The 15,927-nt window shown below is 57.4% G+C and carries 12 protein-coding genes; 6 read left to right on the top strand and 6 right to left on the bottom strand.

What is annotated here, in order from left to right; all coding sequences use genetic code 11:
• The first annotated feature begins 2 nt into the window (after window positions 1-2).
• A complete protein-coding gene (locus LJD29_RS04495; RefSeq protein WP_446744562.1) occupies window positions 3-2,366 on the top strand; it encodes a hypothetical protein in 2,364 nt (787 codons plus the stop codon).
• Window positions 2,367-2,370: 4 nt separating this feature from the next.
• Here the strand turns inward: LJD29_RS04495 and LJD29_RS04490 are convergent, their stop codons facing one another.
• The gene (locus LJD29_RS04490; RefSeq protein WP_446744561.1) at window positions 2,371-3,429 is read right to left on the bottom strand and encodes a LacI family DNA-binding transcriptional regulator; all 1,059 of its coding nucleotides are present in this window, start codon (window positions 3,427-3,429) and stop codon (window positions 2,371-2,373) included.
• Window positions 3,430-3,676: 247 nt separating this feature from the next.
• Here LJD29_RS04490 and LJD29_RS04485 point away from each other — a divergent pair, with 247 nt between their 5' ends.
• From LJD29_RS04485 to LJD29_RS04465, 5 genes are all read left to right on the top strand, one after another.
• The gene (locus LJD29_RS04485; RefSeq protein WP_446744560.1) at window positions 3,677-5,299 is read left to right on the top strand and encodes a DUF8728 domain-containing protein; all 1,623 of its coding nucleotides are present in this window, start codon (window positions 3,677-3,679) and stop codon (window positions 5,297-5,299) included.
• A gap of 288 nt (window positions 5,300-5,587) precedes the next feature.
• The gene (locus LJD29_RS04480) at window positions 5,588-6,262 is read left to right on the top strand and encodes a response regulator transcription factor (RefSeq protein ID WP_446744559.1); all 675 of its coding nucleotides are present in this window, start codon (window positions 5,588-5,590) and stop codon (window positions 6,260-6,262) included.
• A gap of 264 nt (window positions 6,263-6,526) precedes the next feature.
• Window positions 6,527-9,214 (top strand): TonB-dependent receptor domain-containing protein, encoded by a 2,688-nt coding sequence (locus LJD29_RS04475; protein ID WP_446744558.1) that lies wholly within the window; start codon window positions 6,527-6,529, stop codon window positions 9,212-9,214.
• 8 nt (window positions 9,215-9,222) lie between these two features.
• Entirely contained in the window at window positions 9,223-9,915 is a 693-nt protein-coding gene (locus tag LJD29_RS04470; protein WP_446744557.1) for a tetratricopeptide repeat protein, read from the top strand.
• Window positions 9,916-9,978: 63 nt separating this feature from the next.
• Window positions 9,979-10,659: a Fe2+-dependent dioxygenase gene (locus tag LJD29_RS04465; RefSeq protein WP_446744556.1), complete on the top strand. Its 681-nt coding sequence runs from the start codon at window positions 9,979-9,981 to the stop codon at window positions 10,657-10,659.
• 9 nt (window positions 10,660-10,668) lie between these two features.
• On the opposite strand, the gene LJD29_RS04460 is transcribed toward LJD29_RS04465, so the two are convergent.
• The 5 genes from LJD29_RS04460 to LJD29_RS04440 form a co-directional block, all read right to left on the bottom strand.
• The gene (locus LJD29_RS04460; RefSeq protein WP_446744555.1) at window positions 10,669-11,454 is read right to left on the bottom strand and encodes a hypothetical protein; all 786 of its coding nucleotides are present in this window, start codon (window positions 11,452-11,454) and stop codon (window positions 10,669-10,671) included.
• A gap of 277 nt (window positions 11,455-11,731) precedes the next feature.
• Window positions 11,732-13,315 (bottom strand): lipopolysaccharide biosynthesis protein, encoded by a 1,584-nt coding sequence (locus LJD29_RS04455; RefSeq protein WP_446744554.1) that lies wholly within the window; start codon window positions 13,313-13,315, stop codon window positions 11,732-11,734.
• Between the two features lie 255 nt (window positions 13,316-13,570).
• Window positions 13,571-14,344: an aspartyl/asparaginyl beta-hydroxylase domain-containing protein gene (locus LJD29_RS04450; protein WP_446744553.1), complete on the bottom strand. Its 774-nt coding sequence runs from the start codon at window positions 14,342-14,344 to the stop codon at window positions 13,571-13,573.
• A gap of 43 nt (window positions 14,345-14,387) precedes the next feature.
• Complete coding sequence (locus tag LJD29_RS04445; protein WP_446744552.1) at window positions 14,388-15,608, bottom strand: beta-ketoacyl-[acyl-carrier-protein] synthase family protein; 1,221 nt, start codon at window positions 15,606-15,608, stop codon at window positions 14,388-14,390.
• A 3-nt stretch (window positions 15,609-15,611) separates the two neighbouring features.
• Window positions 15,612-15,899, bottom strand: a complete 288-nt coding sequence (locus LJD29_RS04440) for a phosphopantetheine-binding protein (RefSeq protein WP_446744551.1) — start codon at window positions 15,897-15,899, stop codon at window positions 15,612-15,614.
• Window positions 15,900-15,927 lie beyond the last annotated feature (28 nt).

Genomic DNA, 15,927 nt, shown 5'->3' with positions numbered 1-15,927 from the left:
TCATGATGAGGCACAACGCGGACTGCTCGCTTCGTCTTGCGGCGCTGGTGGCCGCCGCGTTCTGCCTCATTTCTCATGCGAGTGGGGCAACGCTCGAATCTCCGAGCGGACAGATTCAACTGCAGGTCAATCCGGGCAGTTCCGCAGCGGAACAGATCTTCATAAAAAGTCAGGGCCAGTGGGTGCCTGCTCTTTCCTCGGCCTACGCTGCAACGTCCGTGGTCGCTGCTGGTATTCCCGATTTCACTCACGCCTGCCGTGTCGAGACTGCAACGCAGATCCCTCATGGGATTCTTGTCAAAGGAAACTGTGACGTAGGCATATTCGAACAGCGGATGCTATCGACAAAGGATGCGGATGTCATTCATGTTGTGACGACATTCAACGCCAACCCTGGCATCGATGTGCGCGCTGTTGAGGATCGCTTCGACTTTATGCCCGCTCGGCGGGATGCAAATGATCCGGCAGGGCCGCTCGATTTTGTCTGGAGCCAGGACATCAAGAGCAATCCATCGGACGTGATCGCGAACTGGGCATTTAAGTCGCCGGTGATCATGATGCAGCAGGGAAGCGTTTTTGCCGCACTCATGCCGACAGTGAACGATCGCCACAACGATCCTCTCGCGCTCGATCTAGATGTGACTTCCACAGCCCGCCCGTGGCTTTCCTTTGGCGCTTTTTCAACACAGCCTTATGGACACAGTTACTTTTCACGATATTCAGAGGGCTTTCCGCGGATCGTGAAGGGCCAGAACAAAGCCGGGTATCCAATCGGGACCGTGCAGTATGAGTATTCGATCGTCGCCTCGGAGCAGCCTTACAAATCCGGCTACCGTCGCGTTGTGCGGCGACTGTGGGCAGAGGAAGGACATCAGGAGCTGATGACCTCGAATGACCTTCAACAGAATGTGCTGAGGCCGGAGCTGGTGACGTTCGATGACTGGGCAACCGATACGTGGGGTCGATATGCCGATGATGTGTATCACAGCTTCCCATGCGGAAACCGCCAATGTGGCACCCTCGCCAGCGATCGCAATCCTTCTGGCATCTGGACGAAACGCGCGCCTGATGCATGGTTCAACACGTGGTTCGAGACGCTTCGAAGCGCTTATGGCTGGTACATCTACGGCAGGCGAACGAACAATAAAGAGATTCAGGCAAAGGCTGAAACGATTTTGAACCTCGCGCTCTCCAGCCCACGGCAGGATGGTGCCTTCTCGACAATCTACCTGGTGAATGATCAACGCTGGTTGCGGTCAGATTCATGGGCGGGATTCGGCGATGACTATCACGCGCTGGATATGTCGTGGACCGCTTACTGGATGCTGCTATGGGGGCGAGACCTGCAGCCCGAACGGAATAAGGAAATCCTCGACTTCGTTCGCCCATACGGAGACTTCCTGATCAAGCATCAGCTTCCCGACGGCGTAATTCCTTCGTGGTACAACAGCCAGCTGCAGGCCAGAACCGAGTTCGGCGAGTTCAATGCAGAGACCGCGGGTTCAGCGCTGTTTCTTGTAGCGCTGTATAAGGCAACCGGAGACCAGAAGTATCTCGACTCGGCGCAAAAGGCGATGGATTTCATCACGCACGATGTGTTGCCGCGGCAGCGCTGGTTCGACTTTGAGACCTATCTCTCGTGCGCGCGCAAGCCGTTTTCTTTTTACGACCGCTGGACAGCCCAATATCCGCAGAATAATCTTTCGCAGATTCTTGCGGCGCAGGCTTATCTGGAGCTTTTTGAAGCCAATAAGAAGCCGCAGTATTTCGAAACCGGCAAGCGCGTACTCGACTACCTCTTACTCACACAGCAGGTCTGGAACAATCCTGCCCTGCGGCCTAAAGTTGTTGGTGGCTTCACGACGCAGAATACTGACGCAGAGTGGAGTGACGCACGCGAAGCCTACGCGGCGACACTTTTGTGGGACTACTACAAGGCGACCGGAAACAGCGAATATCTGGAGCGCAGTGTCGCGGCCGCTCGTTCGACCTTCGCCGTAGCTCCGTGGGAGAACTGGGCGCATGTCGGCTTCGAGGATGAGTCCGGTGCGTTAACGGGCTTTCACTGGGGTGCGGGCAGTGGCATGACGTCGATCGAGATGATGATGCCGACGCTTGGAGATGCCTTTGTCGATCTTGCGAATCAGGCTGCGGTCGGCTTCAATGCCTGTTCGCTGCACAACCTGCGCATCGATAAGACCGCCATCGCTTTCGAAGTCGAGACTTTTCCCGCGCAACGTTCGATCAGGATTCGCTTTGCCGGCGTCGATCCCCATGCAAAGTACAGAATTTCTGTGAATGGAAATCCTGCCGCAACCGTGATGGGTGCGGTACTCGCGCAGGAAGGTTACGTCGTTACGGTGTAGCAGCTCAGCTGGCAAAAGTGCCGCGACGAAGATTTCCGGCCTGGCTGGCAGTCGCGTCCGACTGCGAGCGGGTTGACTCGCGAATGACCAGGGTGGGCACGATACGCACGGCGACGGGCGCGCCGGTGACCTTGCCCTCAATACGATCCATCAGAACATTCGCCGCGCGTGCTCCCATCTCGTAGCTTGGCTGCACCACTGCGGTCAGGTGAGGATGGAAGTGCCGGTCGGCGGTGAGGTCGTCGAATGTAGCGAGTGCAACATCGTCCGGGCATCGCACGCCCAGCTCTTCGAAGGCTTTGAGCGCTCCTAGTGTCATCACACCGTTGCAGACGAAAAATGCAGTTGGCCTGGACTGCCTGCTCAACGACTGCTTCGCCAGCCGGTATCCAGATTCATCCTTGAAGTCGCCTTCAAGGATCAGCGACGGATCGATGGGGATGCCGCCCTCATGCAATGCGTCTTCGTATCCCTTGAGTCGTTCACGCGCGATCTCGGAATTCATCTGCCCGGTGATGACGGCGATGCGCCGATGGCCCGCCTGTATCAGGTGGCGCACGCACTCGCGTCCGCCACGCACATTGTCGAGCAGCACGGCATCGGCTTCGACTCCTGCGACGGGACGGTCGAGGCATACGACTGCAAGTCCAGAGGCAATGGTGTTGCGGATGTGCGTTGTGTCGTTACCCGGAGCGGAAGCAAGCAGGATACCGTCCACTCGATAGGAGCGCAGTGCTGCGACGATTCGCTTTTCGCGTCCGATCTGCTCATCGGTGTTGGCGGTGACGAGGAAGTATCCGCGTTCGAACGCGCTGTCTTCGGCTCCACGGATGATCTCGGGAAAGAAGGGATTGGTGATGTCCGGCAACACCATGCCGAGCATGCGTGTCTGCTTGACCTTAAGGCTGCGCGCAATTTCGTTGGGGTAGTAATCGAGCTCGCGGATCGCGGCTTCCACGCGCTGACGCAACTCCGCACTAACCTTTTTTGTTCCCCGGATTACATTCGAGACCGTGGCGATGGAGACGTCCGCGCGCTTTGCCACCTCTACGATGGTCGACATTGCTGAATCCCTCGTTCCTGTTCGGGGTCCACTACAGCCTATCCGTGTACTGTACAACAAGCGAAGAAACGGATAAAACGTTTAAACATGCATGTCTTTGCCGGGTCGCCCCCACGACAGAGGTCCTACTCCAAACGGTCGAAAGGCTTTACTGCCATAGAATGATCAGGTGGACATAGCGAAATGCGCTGTTCAACGCGGCCGCAATTTCGCAAGGCCGCCCCCGTAATCCAAACTTCGTAAAACGATGACGCAGGAAACAACTTACGACATTCCCTCGCCGCCGCGCTGGCAACAGCTTGTGCTGATTCTTCTCTATACGGCGGGCTTTGCGGTCGTTGCCAGCTCGCTACTCACAATATGGGGATTTCCGCTGGATGACTCCTACCTTTACCAGACCGTTGCCCGCGCACTGGCACACGGGAGTTCGGGTTTTTATCCGGGGCGAGCGGGGGCGGGAGCGACAAGCTTCTTGTGGGTCTGCATCCAGTCGCTCAATTTTGTCACCGGTGGTCACATTTCCCCAGTCCTGTTCAATCTGGTTCTGAGCTGGATTCTGCTGCTGTGTATCGGGCAGCTCCTGCTGCTTCTGGCAACCCGGGATGGATTGTCCACACCAGCCAGGTGGATCCTTGCCGCTTCACCCGCGTTCTGCGGAAATTTTTTATGGCTCGGCCTCATCGGGATGGAGCACCTGCTCCTGATCGTTCTTGCTCTCGCATCTATCTGCCTCTGGTTTCGGCAGGAAGAGGAGCCAGGGAGCCGTTCCAGTCTGCTCGTTGGCCTGATGGTGGGTCTGCTGGTGATCACGCGGCCGGAAGGCGCGCCACTTGGGCCGTTGCTGGCCCTGGCAATCCGCAGGGCTCACCGCTCTGTGCGAGAGGCGGCTTCCATGCTGGCGGTATGGGCAGTATTCGTCGCCGGCTTCTTTGGCATTAACCTGTACACGTCACACACGCTGATGCCTGTTACGATGCAGGGCCGTCTGTGGTTATGGTTTCGTTTTCAGGGTGGCCCGCATAGCCTGCGTGCGATAAAGTCCTTCTTCCTTTCGTGGCTCGCGCACCTGCCTCGCATCTTTTCTTCCGTGTTTGGTACGCAGCAGATTTCAGCTGAAGGTGCCGATCGTCTTTACACGATCCTGGCGTGCGCAATATTTGTGCTCGCGGTGATAGGGCTGATTGCGTGGTTGCGGAAACTCAGTGCGCGATTCGGAATGTTGCTCGCGCTTGCGGGAGTGCAGTTTTTTATGTATCTCGCACTGTTCCCCGTGCTCGGGCACGGTGGCCGCTATCAGTCCTTCCTGCTTCTGCTGATTTTTCCGGCAGTGTTCTCCGGTCTTTATTCGCTGCTGCAGCCTCTGCTCGCATCTGCACGAGCTTCATGGCCGCAACGGTGCCTGATACTCGCGGTCCTTGCCGGAGGCGTTTTTTCGCTGGCCGGCTGGCGTTCGATTGCGATAGACGGCATCACTCACATCGACGAAACCCATGGCGCGATGGCTCGATGGATTGCGACTCATCTGCCACAGAACGCTCGCGTCGGAGCATTCGATAGCGGACGCATCAGCTATACACTTCCGCAGTCCGTCACCGATCTCGGCGGCCTTGCGGATAGCGGATACCTGCCTTACCTGATGGACGACGATATCCCGGAATACCTCGCGAAATACCATATCCAGTACGTTGTACAGCCGGTTATTGACGATGACGAAATGCTCGACCTGGACGAGTCGGAGGTAAAGCTGCAGCAACTGGCGCAGTTCTGCAGCCCATTCGGAATGTGGTTGCGGGGATTCAACTACACAGGCCATGCGTGGCAGTGCCAGCGGCTTTACAAGCTCACATACGTCGACAGCGCAGCGAACTGATCGGTTAGAGGCGACGGACTATTTTCTACTCTTGAAATAAGACTGAAATTGTCGTACTTTAAGTCCACTGACTGTTGGATCGGTAGAAAGCCTGCGTCTTCATTGGCGAAACGCCTTGCGAAACAACAAGGATATGCGCGGAGCAGGCGCCAGTTGTTGCCCGTCATAGTTTCTATCCGGCTCGTACTCTTTACCTCTCCAGCAACCGGTGAATCGCACATGCGTGGTGGCTGCAGGAAGATGCACGGTTCAGAAAAAACTCAGCGCAGCGATCCGTCCTTGTCGAGGATGCGAATCCTTGTTGTCGAAGACGACAGGGAGCTTGCAGCTTCTATACGCATCCGGTTGGAAGACGAAGGTGGGGAAGTCACACATTGCTTTGACGGTGGTGCGGGGCTCCGCCAGGCGGAGTTGCACGATTTCGACGTCCTGCTGCTCGAAGCGACTCTTCCAGTTCTCGATGGTTTCGAGCTTACGAGACGCCTTCGCCTGCAGGGGCTAAGCCTTCCCATTGTTTTTCTTACAACTCTGGACACGCCGCAGGATATCGTTCGAGGTCTTAATCAGGGCGCCGATGATTACATAACCAAGCCCTTCGATTTTGAAGTGCTAGTTGCGCGTTTGCGCGCCAGGGTGCGTGCCGCTGTTCGCGGACAGGCTGAGAAGCTCCGCTTTGCCGGGCTTTATCTGGATATGGAAAAGAGAGAGGCAATGCGCGCGGGCCGCAAGCTTGACCTCACCCGCACGGAGTTTTCTGTCCTGCACTACCTCATGCAGTCCAGGGGGAGAATTGCGCAGAGAAGGCTGATCATCGAGTCGATCTGGCCGGACAAAGACGTGTCCGAAAACAATCTCGAAACTTTCATCCGCTATCTCCGGCAGAAGGTGGATCCGCCCGGCATGCCGCGCCTGATCCACACCGAACGGGGAGTCGGATATTACCTCCGGGATTCCGCCCGTTAGGTCACCTCACCAGGGTATTTCGGATAAATCTGAAATATCCGACAAAATTTGTCGGATTTTCAGGAAATTCTCAGACGCGATGTTCATAGTAAAGAGGAATGCCACACGGGAACTCCTGTGTCTTTAAATGCGACAAGAATGGTCTTATATTGACCAGGCCTTGGGCCGGCGAGGGTGCTGGCATGCATTTTGCAGTTATTGCGTGTGACGCATGCAAGTTCTTTGTTTTCAGATGATTTCTTCCAGCAAGAGAAGGAGACGATAGTGAAGCAAGCTTCAAAGACAGGCAGCCTGATGGGAAGCACCTCGATCTTTTTCAGTGGGCGTCCAGATGTGACCGTGCCTGAAATTTCCGGAGAGCCTTTAAGGAACGAATTGAGCATTAGCGCGCGGCCGGCCGTTGCACGAGGTAAGAAGCCGTCGATCATTGCAGTGGCGGCGCTTGCGATTGCCGGGTTCATGGCCCGCGGTGCCGAGGCCGCGCCTGTTACAAATGACGCAAAGGATCTGCCTGAAGCCGAGAGCGCTCCCGCGCCCGCCCCGGATGGGCAGACCGGGCCATCGCAAACTGTTCACAATTTCAAGATCGGTGCCGGTACCCTCAACGAGGTCCTCGATGCGCTAAAGAAAGAGACGGGCATCACCTTCGGCATGGCCACCGATTCCATTGGCCAGGTGCAGTCGCCCGGCGTGAATGGCGTGCTTACGGCGCAGGAGGCATTGATCCATGCGCTGGAGGGCACCGGTGTTTCGGCACGCTTTGAAGGCCCGGATCGTGTGGTTCTTTCAGTAAATGGAGCGGGAAGTAACAGTTCGGTAGAGGTGAATGCCGTGGCGCCCTCTTCCCCGAAGTACACGGCACCGCTGGTTGATCTGCCGCAAACGGTTACCGTGATCGGCCAGCAGACGCTGCAGGCTACCGCTTCGACTACCCTCCAGGAAGCGCTTCGCACCGTTCCCGGCATCACCTTTGGCGCGGGCGAGGGCGGAAACCCCATCGGCGATCGCCCCTTCATTCGCGGTCTGGACTCGCAGTCCAGCCTCTATATCGACGGAATGAGAGATATCGCAGCACAGTCGCGCGAGACGTTCGACGTAGAGAGCATCGAGGTGCAGGAAGGACCGGGCGGCGCATATGGCGGACGCGGAACGGGCGGCGGCAGTATCAACATCGACAGTAAGCTCGCCCGTCGCGGCAATTTCCTTGCAGGCAGCTTCATGCCTGGCACCTCGAACTACAAGCGCCTCACTGTGGATGGAAACCTCGAGATGGGCCCCCTTGTGACCGGTCGCCTCACAGGCCTATGGCATGACGCTGACGAGCCGGGCCGTGACGGCGTGCATTACGCGCGCTGGGGTGTGGCGCCGAGCCTGGCCATTGGTCTGGGAAAGCCAACCCGAGCCTATCTCGACTACTACCACCTGGTACAGAACAACATTCCGGATTCGGGCATCCCGTATAACAACCCGTCGACCGTGCCTACGGTCGATCCCGGTCCTCGCATTCTTCAACCAGGCAACGGCGAGCCGCTCAAGGTTCCTTATCGCAGCATCTTCTACGGACTCACGGACCGCGATCATGATCGCGACACGACCAAGATTGCAACCGGCCGCGTGGAGCGCGACCTGTGGCATGAGCGCGCCCTGATTCGTAACACCTATCGTTACGAACGCACGGAACAGGACTATATCTGGACACTTCCGGACGACAGCAAAGGCAACATTTACTATGGGCTGCTCTTCCGCCGTGCGAATGACCGCGTGAGCGCGGTGTTTACGGGCGATGACCAGACGGATCTTTCCGGATCACTCAGCACGGGGAAGATCAAGCACACGTATGCCACGGGTACCGAGTTTTCGAGCGAGCGCGGCAACAACGACGCATACACGCTGAATACCACGGCATTCTCAGCGGGTGCGGAATTCTGCCCGAACGGTGCGGGTGCTGCTTCGGGATACAACTGCGTGAATCTGTATTCTCCGAACGATAAAGATCCCTGGACGGACACCGGCACGATCAAGCTGAATCACAATCCAACGCACTCGACAACGGACACGCGGTCTGTCTACGGCTTCGATACGATCGTCTTCAACTCTCGCTTCCAGAGCACGGTGGGTGGCCGCTACGACCACTATGATTCCAGCTTCACACCAGCTGCTTCGGCCACGGCGATTCCGAAGCAGGAAGTCGTCAACAATATCGGCACCTACATGGCCAGCCTCGTCTACAAGCCGGATCATGCGAGCAGTGTCTATGGCACGGTAAGCACTGCGGCTATTCCCAGTGGCAACGCGTTGGCCCAGGGTGTCGATACTTCCAACCTCAGCACGGCGGGGAACAACTTCCTGCAACCCGAGACGATCCGGGAAGAGGAATTCGGCGCCAAGCGTGAGCTGCGTGGCGGCCGTGCTCTGGCCAGGATCGACTTCTACCGCGAAGACATCCAGAACGTTCGCATCACGATTGACTCGGCGGGCGATGTGGCAGCTGCGGGAAGCGACCGCACGCTCGGAGCGCAGGCCGGCCTCAGCGGCAATATCACTCGCAAGTGGGACTTCTTCGGTGGCTATAGCTACATCGATGCGACGCTCACAGCTACGAGCTATGCCGCGACCCTGGGACTTGGAAGCACGAACGGTCAGGCCATGCCGAATACCGCAAAGCACGGCGTAAGCGTGACCAGCAACTACCAGGTGTTGCCGAAGCTGCGTGTCGGCGGCGGCATTTATGGGCTGACCAAGGTGTGGGGAAGCCAGGCGAATAATAAATGGGTGCCGGGTTACGTCCGCGAGGACCTGTTTGGCAGCTACGAGTTCAACAAGCACTTCAACCTGCAGGCGAATGTGCTGAACCTTAGCAACCGCTATTACTTCAGCCAGGCATACGCCACGCACTATGCGACGCTGGCGCCGGGCCGCTCTGCAGTGTTTGGACTCAACGTGAAGTTCTGAGCGGATTCATGAGCAATCAACCTGACGAACAATCTCTCCACCTGGTGCGCGCCGCGGCGCTTCGCGGCGTGCACCAGGCCCAGGTTCTCTATGGGCAGATGTTGCTGGATGGAGAATATGTCGAGCGCGATGCATCGGCGGCATTTTTCTGGTTTGAGCGCGCCGCGCAGGGCGGCAACCTCATGGCCGTGAATATGGTGGGTCGTTGTTTCGATCAGGGCTGGGGAATCACGCGCAACGCGATCCTTGCTGAAAAGTGGTTTCGTAAAGCTGCCGAACGCGGCCTGGACTGGGGAATGTACAACCTCGCCACGCTGCTTACTCTCGGCGAAGACGGCATTACTCAGGACAGGACGGAGGCATTCTTCTGGCTCCGCAAAGCCGCGGAACTCGGCCACGTAAAATCCATCAATCTGCTGGGCGGGTTTTACGAGGATGGATGGGTCGTGCGCGCCAGTCGCGCCACGGCGAGGGATCTCTATCGCCAGGCTGCGGTGGGCGGAGACTTTCGCGGGCAGTTCAACTACGCGCGCTTCCTGATAGAGGAAGGCGACCTGCTCGGGGCGGTGCACTGGCTTAGGCAGGTGCCAGCCACGGCAACGCCCGCTTTCATCGAAAAGATGACAACTTTTCTGGAAGGCATGCCGCAAGGCGAGATCAGGGATTTTGTCGCCGGTCTCACACCTTGCATGCAGGCGTAACAGTGCGCGACCAAAGCACCAGAACTTTGATAACAGACAGCATTTTTTGTTCGAGGTAGCACGATGCTTGTACAAATTCCCGACGTACTCACTCAGGAAGAAGTGAGTCATTTTCGCAAAGAGCTCGATAGTACCAACTGGGTCGATGGCAGGGTGACGGCCGGCTATCAGTCTGCGCGCGTGAAAGAGAACATGCAGTTGCCTGAGACGAGTCCCGTTGCGATTGCGCTGGGCCGGAGAATCATTCAGGCGCTGGAGCAGAATCCGTTGTTCATCTCTGCGGCATTGCCTGCCAAGATCTTCCCGCCGCTCTTCAACCGTTACGACGGCGGCCACTCATTTGGCAATCATGTAGATAATTCGATACGCCGTATTCCCGCCACCGGAGAATCGATTCGTACCGATCTGTCGGTAACACTTTTTCTCAGCAGTCCGGAAGAGTACGACGGCGGGGAGTTGATTATCGAGGACACGTACGGAGGCCACTCCGTAAAACTGCCTGCGGGCCACATGGTGCTCTATCCTTCGACCAGCCTGCACCGTGTGTTGCCGGTAACGCGTGGCAGCCGGGTGTCTTCTTTCTTCTGGCTGCAGAGCATGGTTCGGCACGACGCTCATCGCAGCTTATTGCTCAACCTGGACGTAGCCGTCCAGAAAATAGGCCGCGATCTGGAAGGTCATTCTTCGATCGTCGAACTGACCGCCATTTATCACAACCTGTTGCGTGAATGGGCGGAGGTATAGCGCGTAACGTCAGGATGTCGCCGCACAGCTCTGTTGCGTGATATTTGGCGGAGCAATGGAAGTCAGAATCCGCTCCCGTTCAATGTGAATGGCGTCCATATTGGCCTTTACCTTTTCGTCTGTGTCGCAGACCGGATAAGGCGGATCGGAGAAGACGATCCTGATAGTGCCGTCCGCGGAGAACTCCGTCCAGAATGCTATAACTCTTGCACCGATCTTGCCGGCGAGTTGAAGCAGTTGATGTGTCAGCGGCATTCCGATGTGACCGTCCAGCATGGAGACTACCGCGCCGTTGGCCTTAAGCTCGCGCTTTGTCCTCATAAATGCGGCGGCTCCGGGCTCCACTGCCGGCAATCTTTCCTTCAGACCCACGAGCGGATAGCAGCCATCGCTGCCGATGCTGACTGCGGCGGCGATAGCCAGGTTTGGCTTCGCTTGCAGATCTTCCAGGGAGCGAATTGCGACGGTGTAGCAGGGAAGATGGACTCCAACATAAACCAGGCCGTTCTTGTCGCCGGGCCGGTGATAAAGATGCCGGGCTCCGATAACTTCATAGGGGATAGGGAATGGTCCCACGTTTGTGAGTTGAACGAGCCAGTAATCGAGCAGCAATGAATCCTGCAGATACGCGTCACGCCGGCCAAGAAGCCGAGTCAACCTGGTCTGACCAGACGCGAGAATCACGCTGGTGCGGAACCACCAGGCGCGCGGGATGAAGAACGTAAGGATGCGAACTCTACGCGAGAGCGGCATCAGGCTTCTGACCAAAGCAATGACTCTGTTTACTGATGCCATCGGGCAACTCCGGCTGTAGAAGGGACGACAACAGACAAATGAAAATCAAACGCATCGCCCCCGATCGGTAGTCCGATCGTCGCGACGCGCAGAACAGGTGAACCACAGAACTCTTGTCGCTCATTTGGCATAGGTTTTGGGGAGGTCCGTCCCAAAAGAGCGCTTTAGAGATAAATTGTCACGTTCTGGAACAAGTCTCATTGATGTCAGTCAACGAAGAGTGCCTGCGTGGCTGGATGAAAGTCCCTCGTCCAATCCATCAGTAGGCGCCGGGTGCTCACAGTTCGCTTGTTACTGCTCTTCCGTGAGTGCGTGCAGCCAGGGCTTTCACGAGCCGTAAACGTTCGGCTTTCAGAAGCCCAAACTGCCATGCAAGGAGGAGCGTAGCGATCGCCCAGGCGATGGTAGAAGCTGCCAAAAACGCGGAGCCGCGATTGTGGTCGTTCGGCGACCAGTAAAGAAAAAGCAGGGCAACGGTTGGGAGAGACGCGACGCCGGGGCGAAGCATGCCTGAAAGAAGCAATCTCAATGGGGTAATGGCAAATGTCCCGTTCGTCTTTGGCACGCTTACGGAGAAGTGCACGCAGATGCCGACCAGGGCGCCGATGAGCGTTCCGCAGGCGACTCCCAGAGCGCCGTAATGCTTGCCCAGCCATATGCTGAAGATGAGATTCACGACCGCCTCGCAGACGCCGGAGAGCGTGGCGTACTTCTGCAGGCCGGTTGCGATGACCATTGTTGTGTAAGGGCCGAAGAAGAGCCGCAGGATGTTGGCGGTGATAAGAATGCGCATCAACATGTAGCCGTTCTCGGCATACGTGTGTCCTACCCAGATGGAAAGAATCCAATAAGCAAAGAGCAGGAAGGGTAGTCCCGATAACTGGGCGAGGATGAAGGATTGACGGCTGCTCTTATCCAGCAGATCTCCCATCTGCCGGGGCGTGTGATCGATGCTCGCGGCTGACACTGCCGGCATGAGCGGCCCCAGCACAGCCTGGAGCGCAAGCGTGAGAAAGCTGCTCGGTGTCGCTGCGACTGCGTAGAAGGCCGTTCTGCGGAAGTCGAAGTGGCCTACGATCGTGGTATCGAGGCCGTTGATCAGCAACATTCCCGATGTCCATATCCCAAGGACGGCGCAATAGCCCAGCATCTTCCTGACAGTTGCCGAGATTACCAGCCTGGGGTGCACCTGCACTTCAGGGATCATCAGCTTCCAGGCGACGACAACGGCGATTGCTGTAAGTACGTTGACGATGGCAACCGCGGCGCCCATTTCCGTGAGTGATAAGTGGCGGGCGACTGCGATTAGTACAACGATGACGTAGACGAGCTTGTTCAGAGTGATAAGCGACATGGGCAATGCAAAACGCTGAAGGCCCATGAAGATCCCTCCGAAAGCCGTAGCCGCGAGCAGGATGGCAAGAGAGGTTCCAACCAGGAAAATGCCTCTCGACACATCGGAGACAAGAGTCGCGGGAATGTCGTGGAAGAGCGTTGGCACGGAGAACGCGAGCAGAATGCTGATCAGCACGCCGATTACTCCGCTGACGCAGGTGATTGTTACACCCGCGCTCGCGTGCCGGTTGCATGCTTCCATGTCGTTCGCTGCTGCATGCTCCGCGACATATTTGGAGATAGCAGTGGTGACCCCAAATTCGAGATAGCTGACATATCCGGCAACCTGGAGGATCAGAACCCATGCGCTGTAAGTTGAAGGAGGCAGATGGTGTGTCAGAAAAGCAGGCAGAGCAAGGCCGCTTGCCGCCATGACAAACAGGCGCATGGAGCTGATGACGACATTACGGCCATAGACGCGAGTTCTGCTCTCGCCAGTCGGATTCTGCAAATTCACAGCGGGCATCGAGTCTTATCCAGCCTTATTCGTTGACCGGGTTGAGTTGCTAAACCGGGGGAGACACCAGTAATACTGGCAACAGCAAGCGTGGAGAAGCGTGCCCGGAACACTGCAAGGCGCAGTAAATCTGAGGCCCAACGATAAGCAGAAGGTGTTTCGTCAACGCCGCCAATCCTCTATGACGATGCCTCGAAACTCGCAGGGGCTTCATTGATATGCCGCAAGTCAGACAAGCGGCCTTTTGGTAAGGCGACACAAGGCTCAAGGGAGCTTTTCTGACTGTTGAGCTGGCGAATTCTGCAAACGAAAGGCATTCGCTTTACGGACCAGCCTGGGGCCATAGAACCAGACGCCGAGGTGGCGAAAAATGCGATTCGCGGTGAAGATGGGCTCGGGGAAAGGCCGCATGACATCGAGGATGAGCACCGCTCGAATGCCATCAGACTTGTTAATGACCTCATGGTCGAGGCTGTCATCGAAAAGAACGCTTTCGCCCTCTTTCCAGGTATAGAACTCATCCCGAATGCGGATGCTGGGGGCGTTGTTTTCGGGAACGACAAGGCCGAGATGATAGCGCAGGTATGCCTGCGTCGGGCCAGTGTGTGCGGGAATGGACTTACCAGGATCGAGAATAGAAAAGAAGGCCTGGTTAAGGTGAGGAATCTTCGCAATGGCCTCGCAGGTGCGTGGGCAGAGCTCCCGGTTGGCCTCTGGCAGACTGTCGTAGCAGTACAGCATGAACACGTTCCAGCGGCTGCTGCGATGATAGCGCCCGGAGGAGTAGATAAGATCGGTGTCGAGCTCGTGATAACGAGGCATTGCGTCCTGCTGAAGCAGAATGCGATCAAGTTCGGCGCGAATCACCGGATAAGCTGCATCCACCTGCCGCAGGGTTGGAATGGTGGAGTCGATGTCGTAAAACGCAGGACGCTTCTTGCCGCCAGTGAAAATGCCATAGACCGGGTTACAGATGCGAGAGAAATTATAGAGTCCGGCGTTGCGGCGGACTTTGAGTGTCCATTGTCTTAATCCCATGACGAAATCTTCCTTATGGGTATAGGGTTGTGTGCTCGAGCAATCACAGCCGGATGTCGCGGCGCAGGGCTAAGACGGCGTTCACGCCTCCGAATGCAAAAGACTGTTTGATTGCCATGTCGATACGGCGCTCTCGTGGAGCGTTGGGAGCGTAATCAAGGTCGCATCCTTCATCGTGCCCGAGGTAGTTGGCCGTGGGCGGCGCAACGCCGTGCTGCAGGGCCAGGACCGTGGCGACGAGTTCGATGCCGCCTGCTCCACCGAAAGCGTGTCCGTGGAGCGCTTTGGTGGAGGATACGGTGATGTTGTCGGCATGATGACCGAGAGCCCGGCGAATGGCTGCTGTCTCGATGCGATCATTCGCCTGCGTACCGGTGCCATGAGCGTTGACGTAGTCAACCTCTTCTGCGTGGATGCGGCTCATGGCGAGTGCGCATGTGATTGCCTGGGCCGGTCCGGCCTCGGTTGGATAGAGAGTATTGCTGGCATCGGAGCTCATGCCGATGCCGCAGACCTCGGCGAGAATATTGGCGCCGCGGGCGCGTGCGGCCTGAAGCTCTTCCATCACGACCACGGCTCCTCCTTCGCCGATGACCATGCCATCGCGATCGCGCGAGAAAGGCCGGCAGGTCGTGTGGGACATCACGCGGGCCGCATCGAACGCCTGGAAGACGCTGAGCATGACGGGCGCCTCGGTGCCGCCCGTAAGCGCACGCACCAGCACGCCCGACTGAATCAGGAGGTAGGCCTGGCACATGGCATGGGTCGCTGCAGCGCAGCCGGTGGCCACGATGAAGGACGGGCCGGTAAAACCGAATTCCATGGAGACAAGCCCGACGGATGCCTGGTTATTCACTTTCGGGACGGTGATCGGATTGCAGCGGATCTTGCCCTCATAGAACATGCGCACAGCAGCCTCTTCGCGTGCCAGTTCGCCACCGCCTCCTGAGCCGAGTACAACTCCGGTATCTCCGGGCGTTTGCTCGCCACAGCCGAGGCCGGCCTGCTGCACGGCTTCGCGCGCAGCGACGATGGCAAACTGCGCGTAACGGTCGCGCATAATGAGTTCGTCGGCGGTGAAGTGGTTGAGTGGGCAATATCCCGCTACACGAACAGCGGGCAGGGTGGTCTGATGTTGCCCGGCAACGAGGTGTGTGGGCGTGATGGCGGATTGGGCGCGCATCAGGCCATCCCAGAGCGCCTCAACTCCCACGCCCATGCCAGAGACGCACCCCATGCCGGTGATCACCACGCGATGCGCCATGCTCTACTCCGCTGCCAGGGCCGGAACATGCCCATTGCGCTCGTCCAGTAATTTGCGAACTACGTCTCTGCCCTCACCAATGGTACGGAAGGTATCAAGCTGGCGGTCGACAATGGAAACTTCGAAGACGTCTTCCATCTCGAAGACGACGGACATGATCTCGATAGATGCCAGCCCAAGGCTGGAGAGGCGCGTGGCTGGCGTCATGGGCATGGCCTGCAGTGATGGTTTTACCCGCCAGATCGATTCGTAGATGGCCTGTTCAATGGCTGTGTCGTGAGGTATGTCCATAGAATGCCTCAAAGAAATGAATGATAGG

The organism is Silvibacterium acidisoli (assembly GCA_022870745.1).
GTDB lineage: Bacteria > Acidobacteriota > Terriglobia > Terriglobales > Acidobacteriaceae > Silvibacterium.
Note: the sequence above shows the minus strand (reverse complement) of the source record. Positions and strands in the feature narration are given on the sequence as shown.

Bases quoted from the DNA above. Each gene is read 5' to 3' on its own strand.
- LJD29_RS04495 (WP_446744562.1), top strand. From the start codon at position 3: ATGATGAGGCACAACGCGGACTGCTCGCTTCGTCTTGCGGCGCTGGTG.
- LJD29_RS04490 (WP_446744561.1), bottom strand. From the start codon at position 3,429: ATGTCGACCATCGTAGAGGTGGCAAAGCGCGCGGACGTCTCCATCGCC.
- LJD29_RS04485 (WP_446744560.1), top strand. From the start codon at position 3,677: ATGACGCAGGAAACAACTTACGACATTCCCTCGCCGCCGCGCTGGCAA.
- LJD29_RS04480 (WP_446744559.1), top strand. From the start codon at position 5,588: ATGCGAATCCTTGTTGTCGAAGACGACAGGGAGCTTGCAGCTTCTATA.
- LJD29_RS04470 (WP_446744557.1), top strand. From the start codon at position 9,223: ATGAGCAATCAACCTGACGAACAATCTCTCCACCTGGTGCGCGCCGCG.
- LJD29_RS04465 (WP_446744556.1), top strand. From the start codon at position 9,979: ATGCTTGTACAAATTCCCGACGTACTCACTCAGGAAGAAGTGAGTCAT.
- LJD29_RS04460 (WP_446744555.1), bottom strand. From the start codon at position 11,454: ATGGCATCAGTAAACAGAGTCATTGCTTTGGTCAGAAGCCTGATGCCG.
- LJD29_RS04455 (WP_446744554.1), bottom strand. From the start codon at position 13,315: ATGCCCGCTGTGAATTTGCAGAATCCGACTGGCGAGAGCAGAACTCGC.
- LJD29_RS04450 (WP_446744553.1), bottom strand. From the start codon at position 14,344: ATGGGATTAAGACAATGGACACTCAAAGTCCGCCGCAACGCCGGACTC.
- LJD29_RS04445 (WP_446744552.1), bottom strand. From the start codon at position 15,608: ATGGCGCATCGCGTGGTGATCACCGGCATGGGGTGCGTCTCTGGCATG.
- LJD29_RS04440 (WP_446744551.1), bottom strand. From the start codon at position 15,899: ATGGACATACCTCACGACACAGCCATTGAACAGGCCATCTACGAATCG.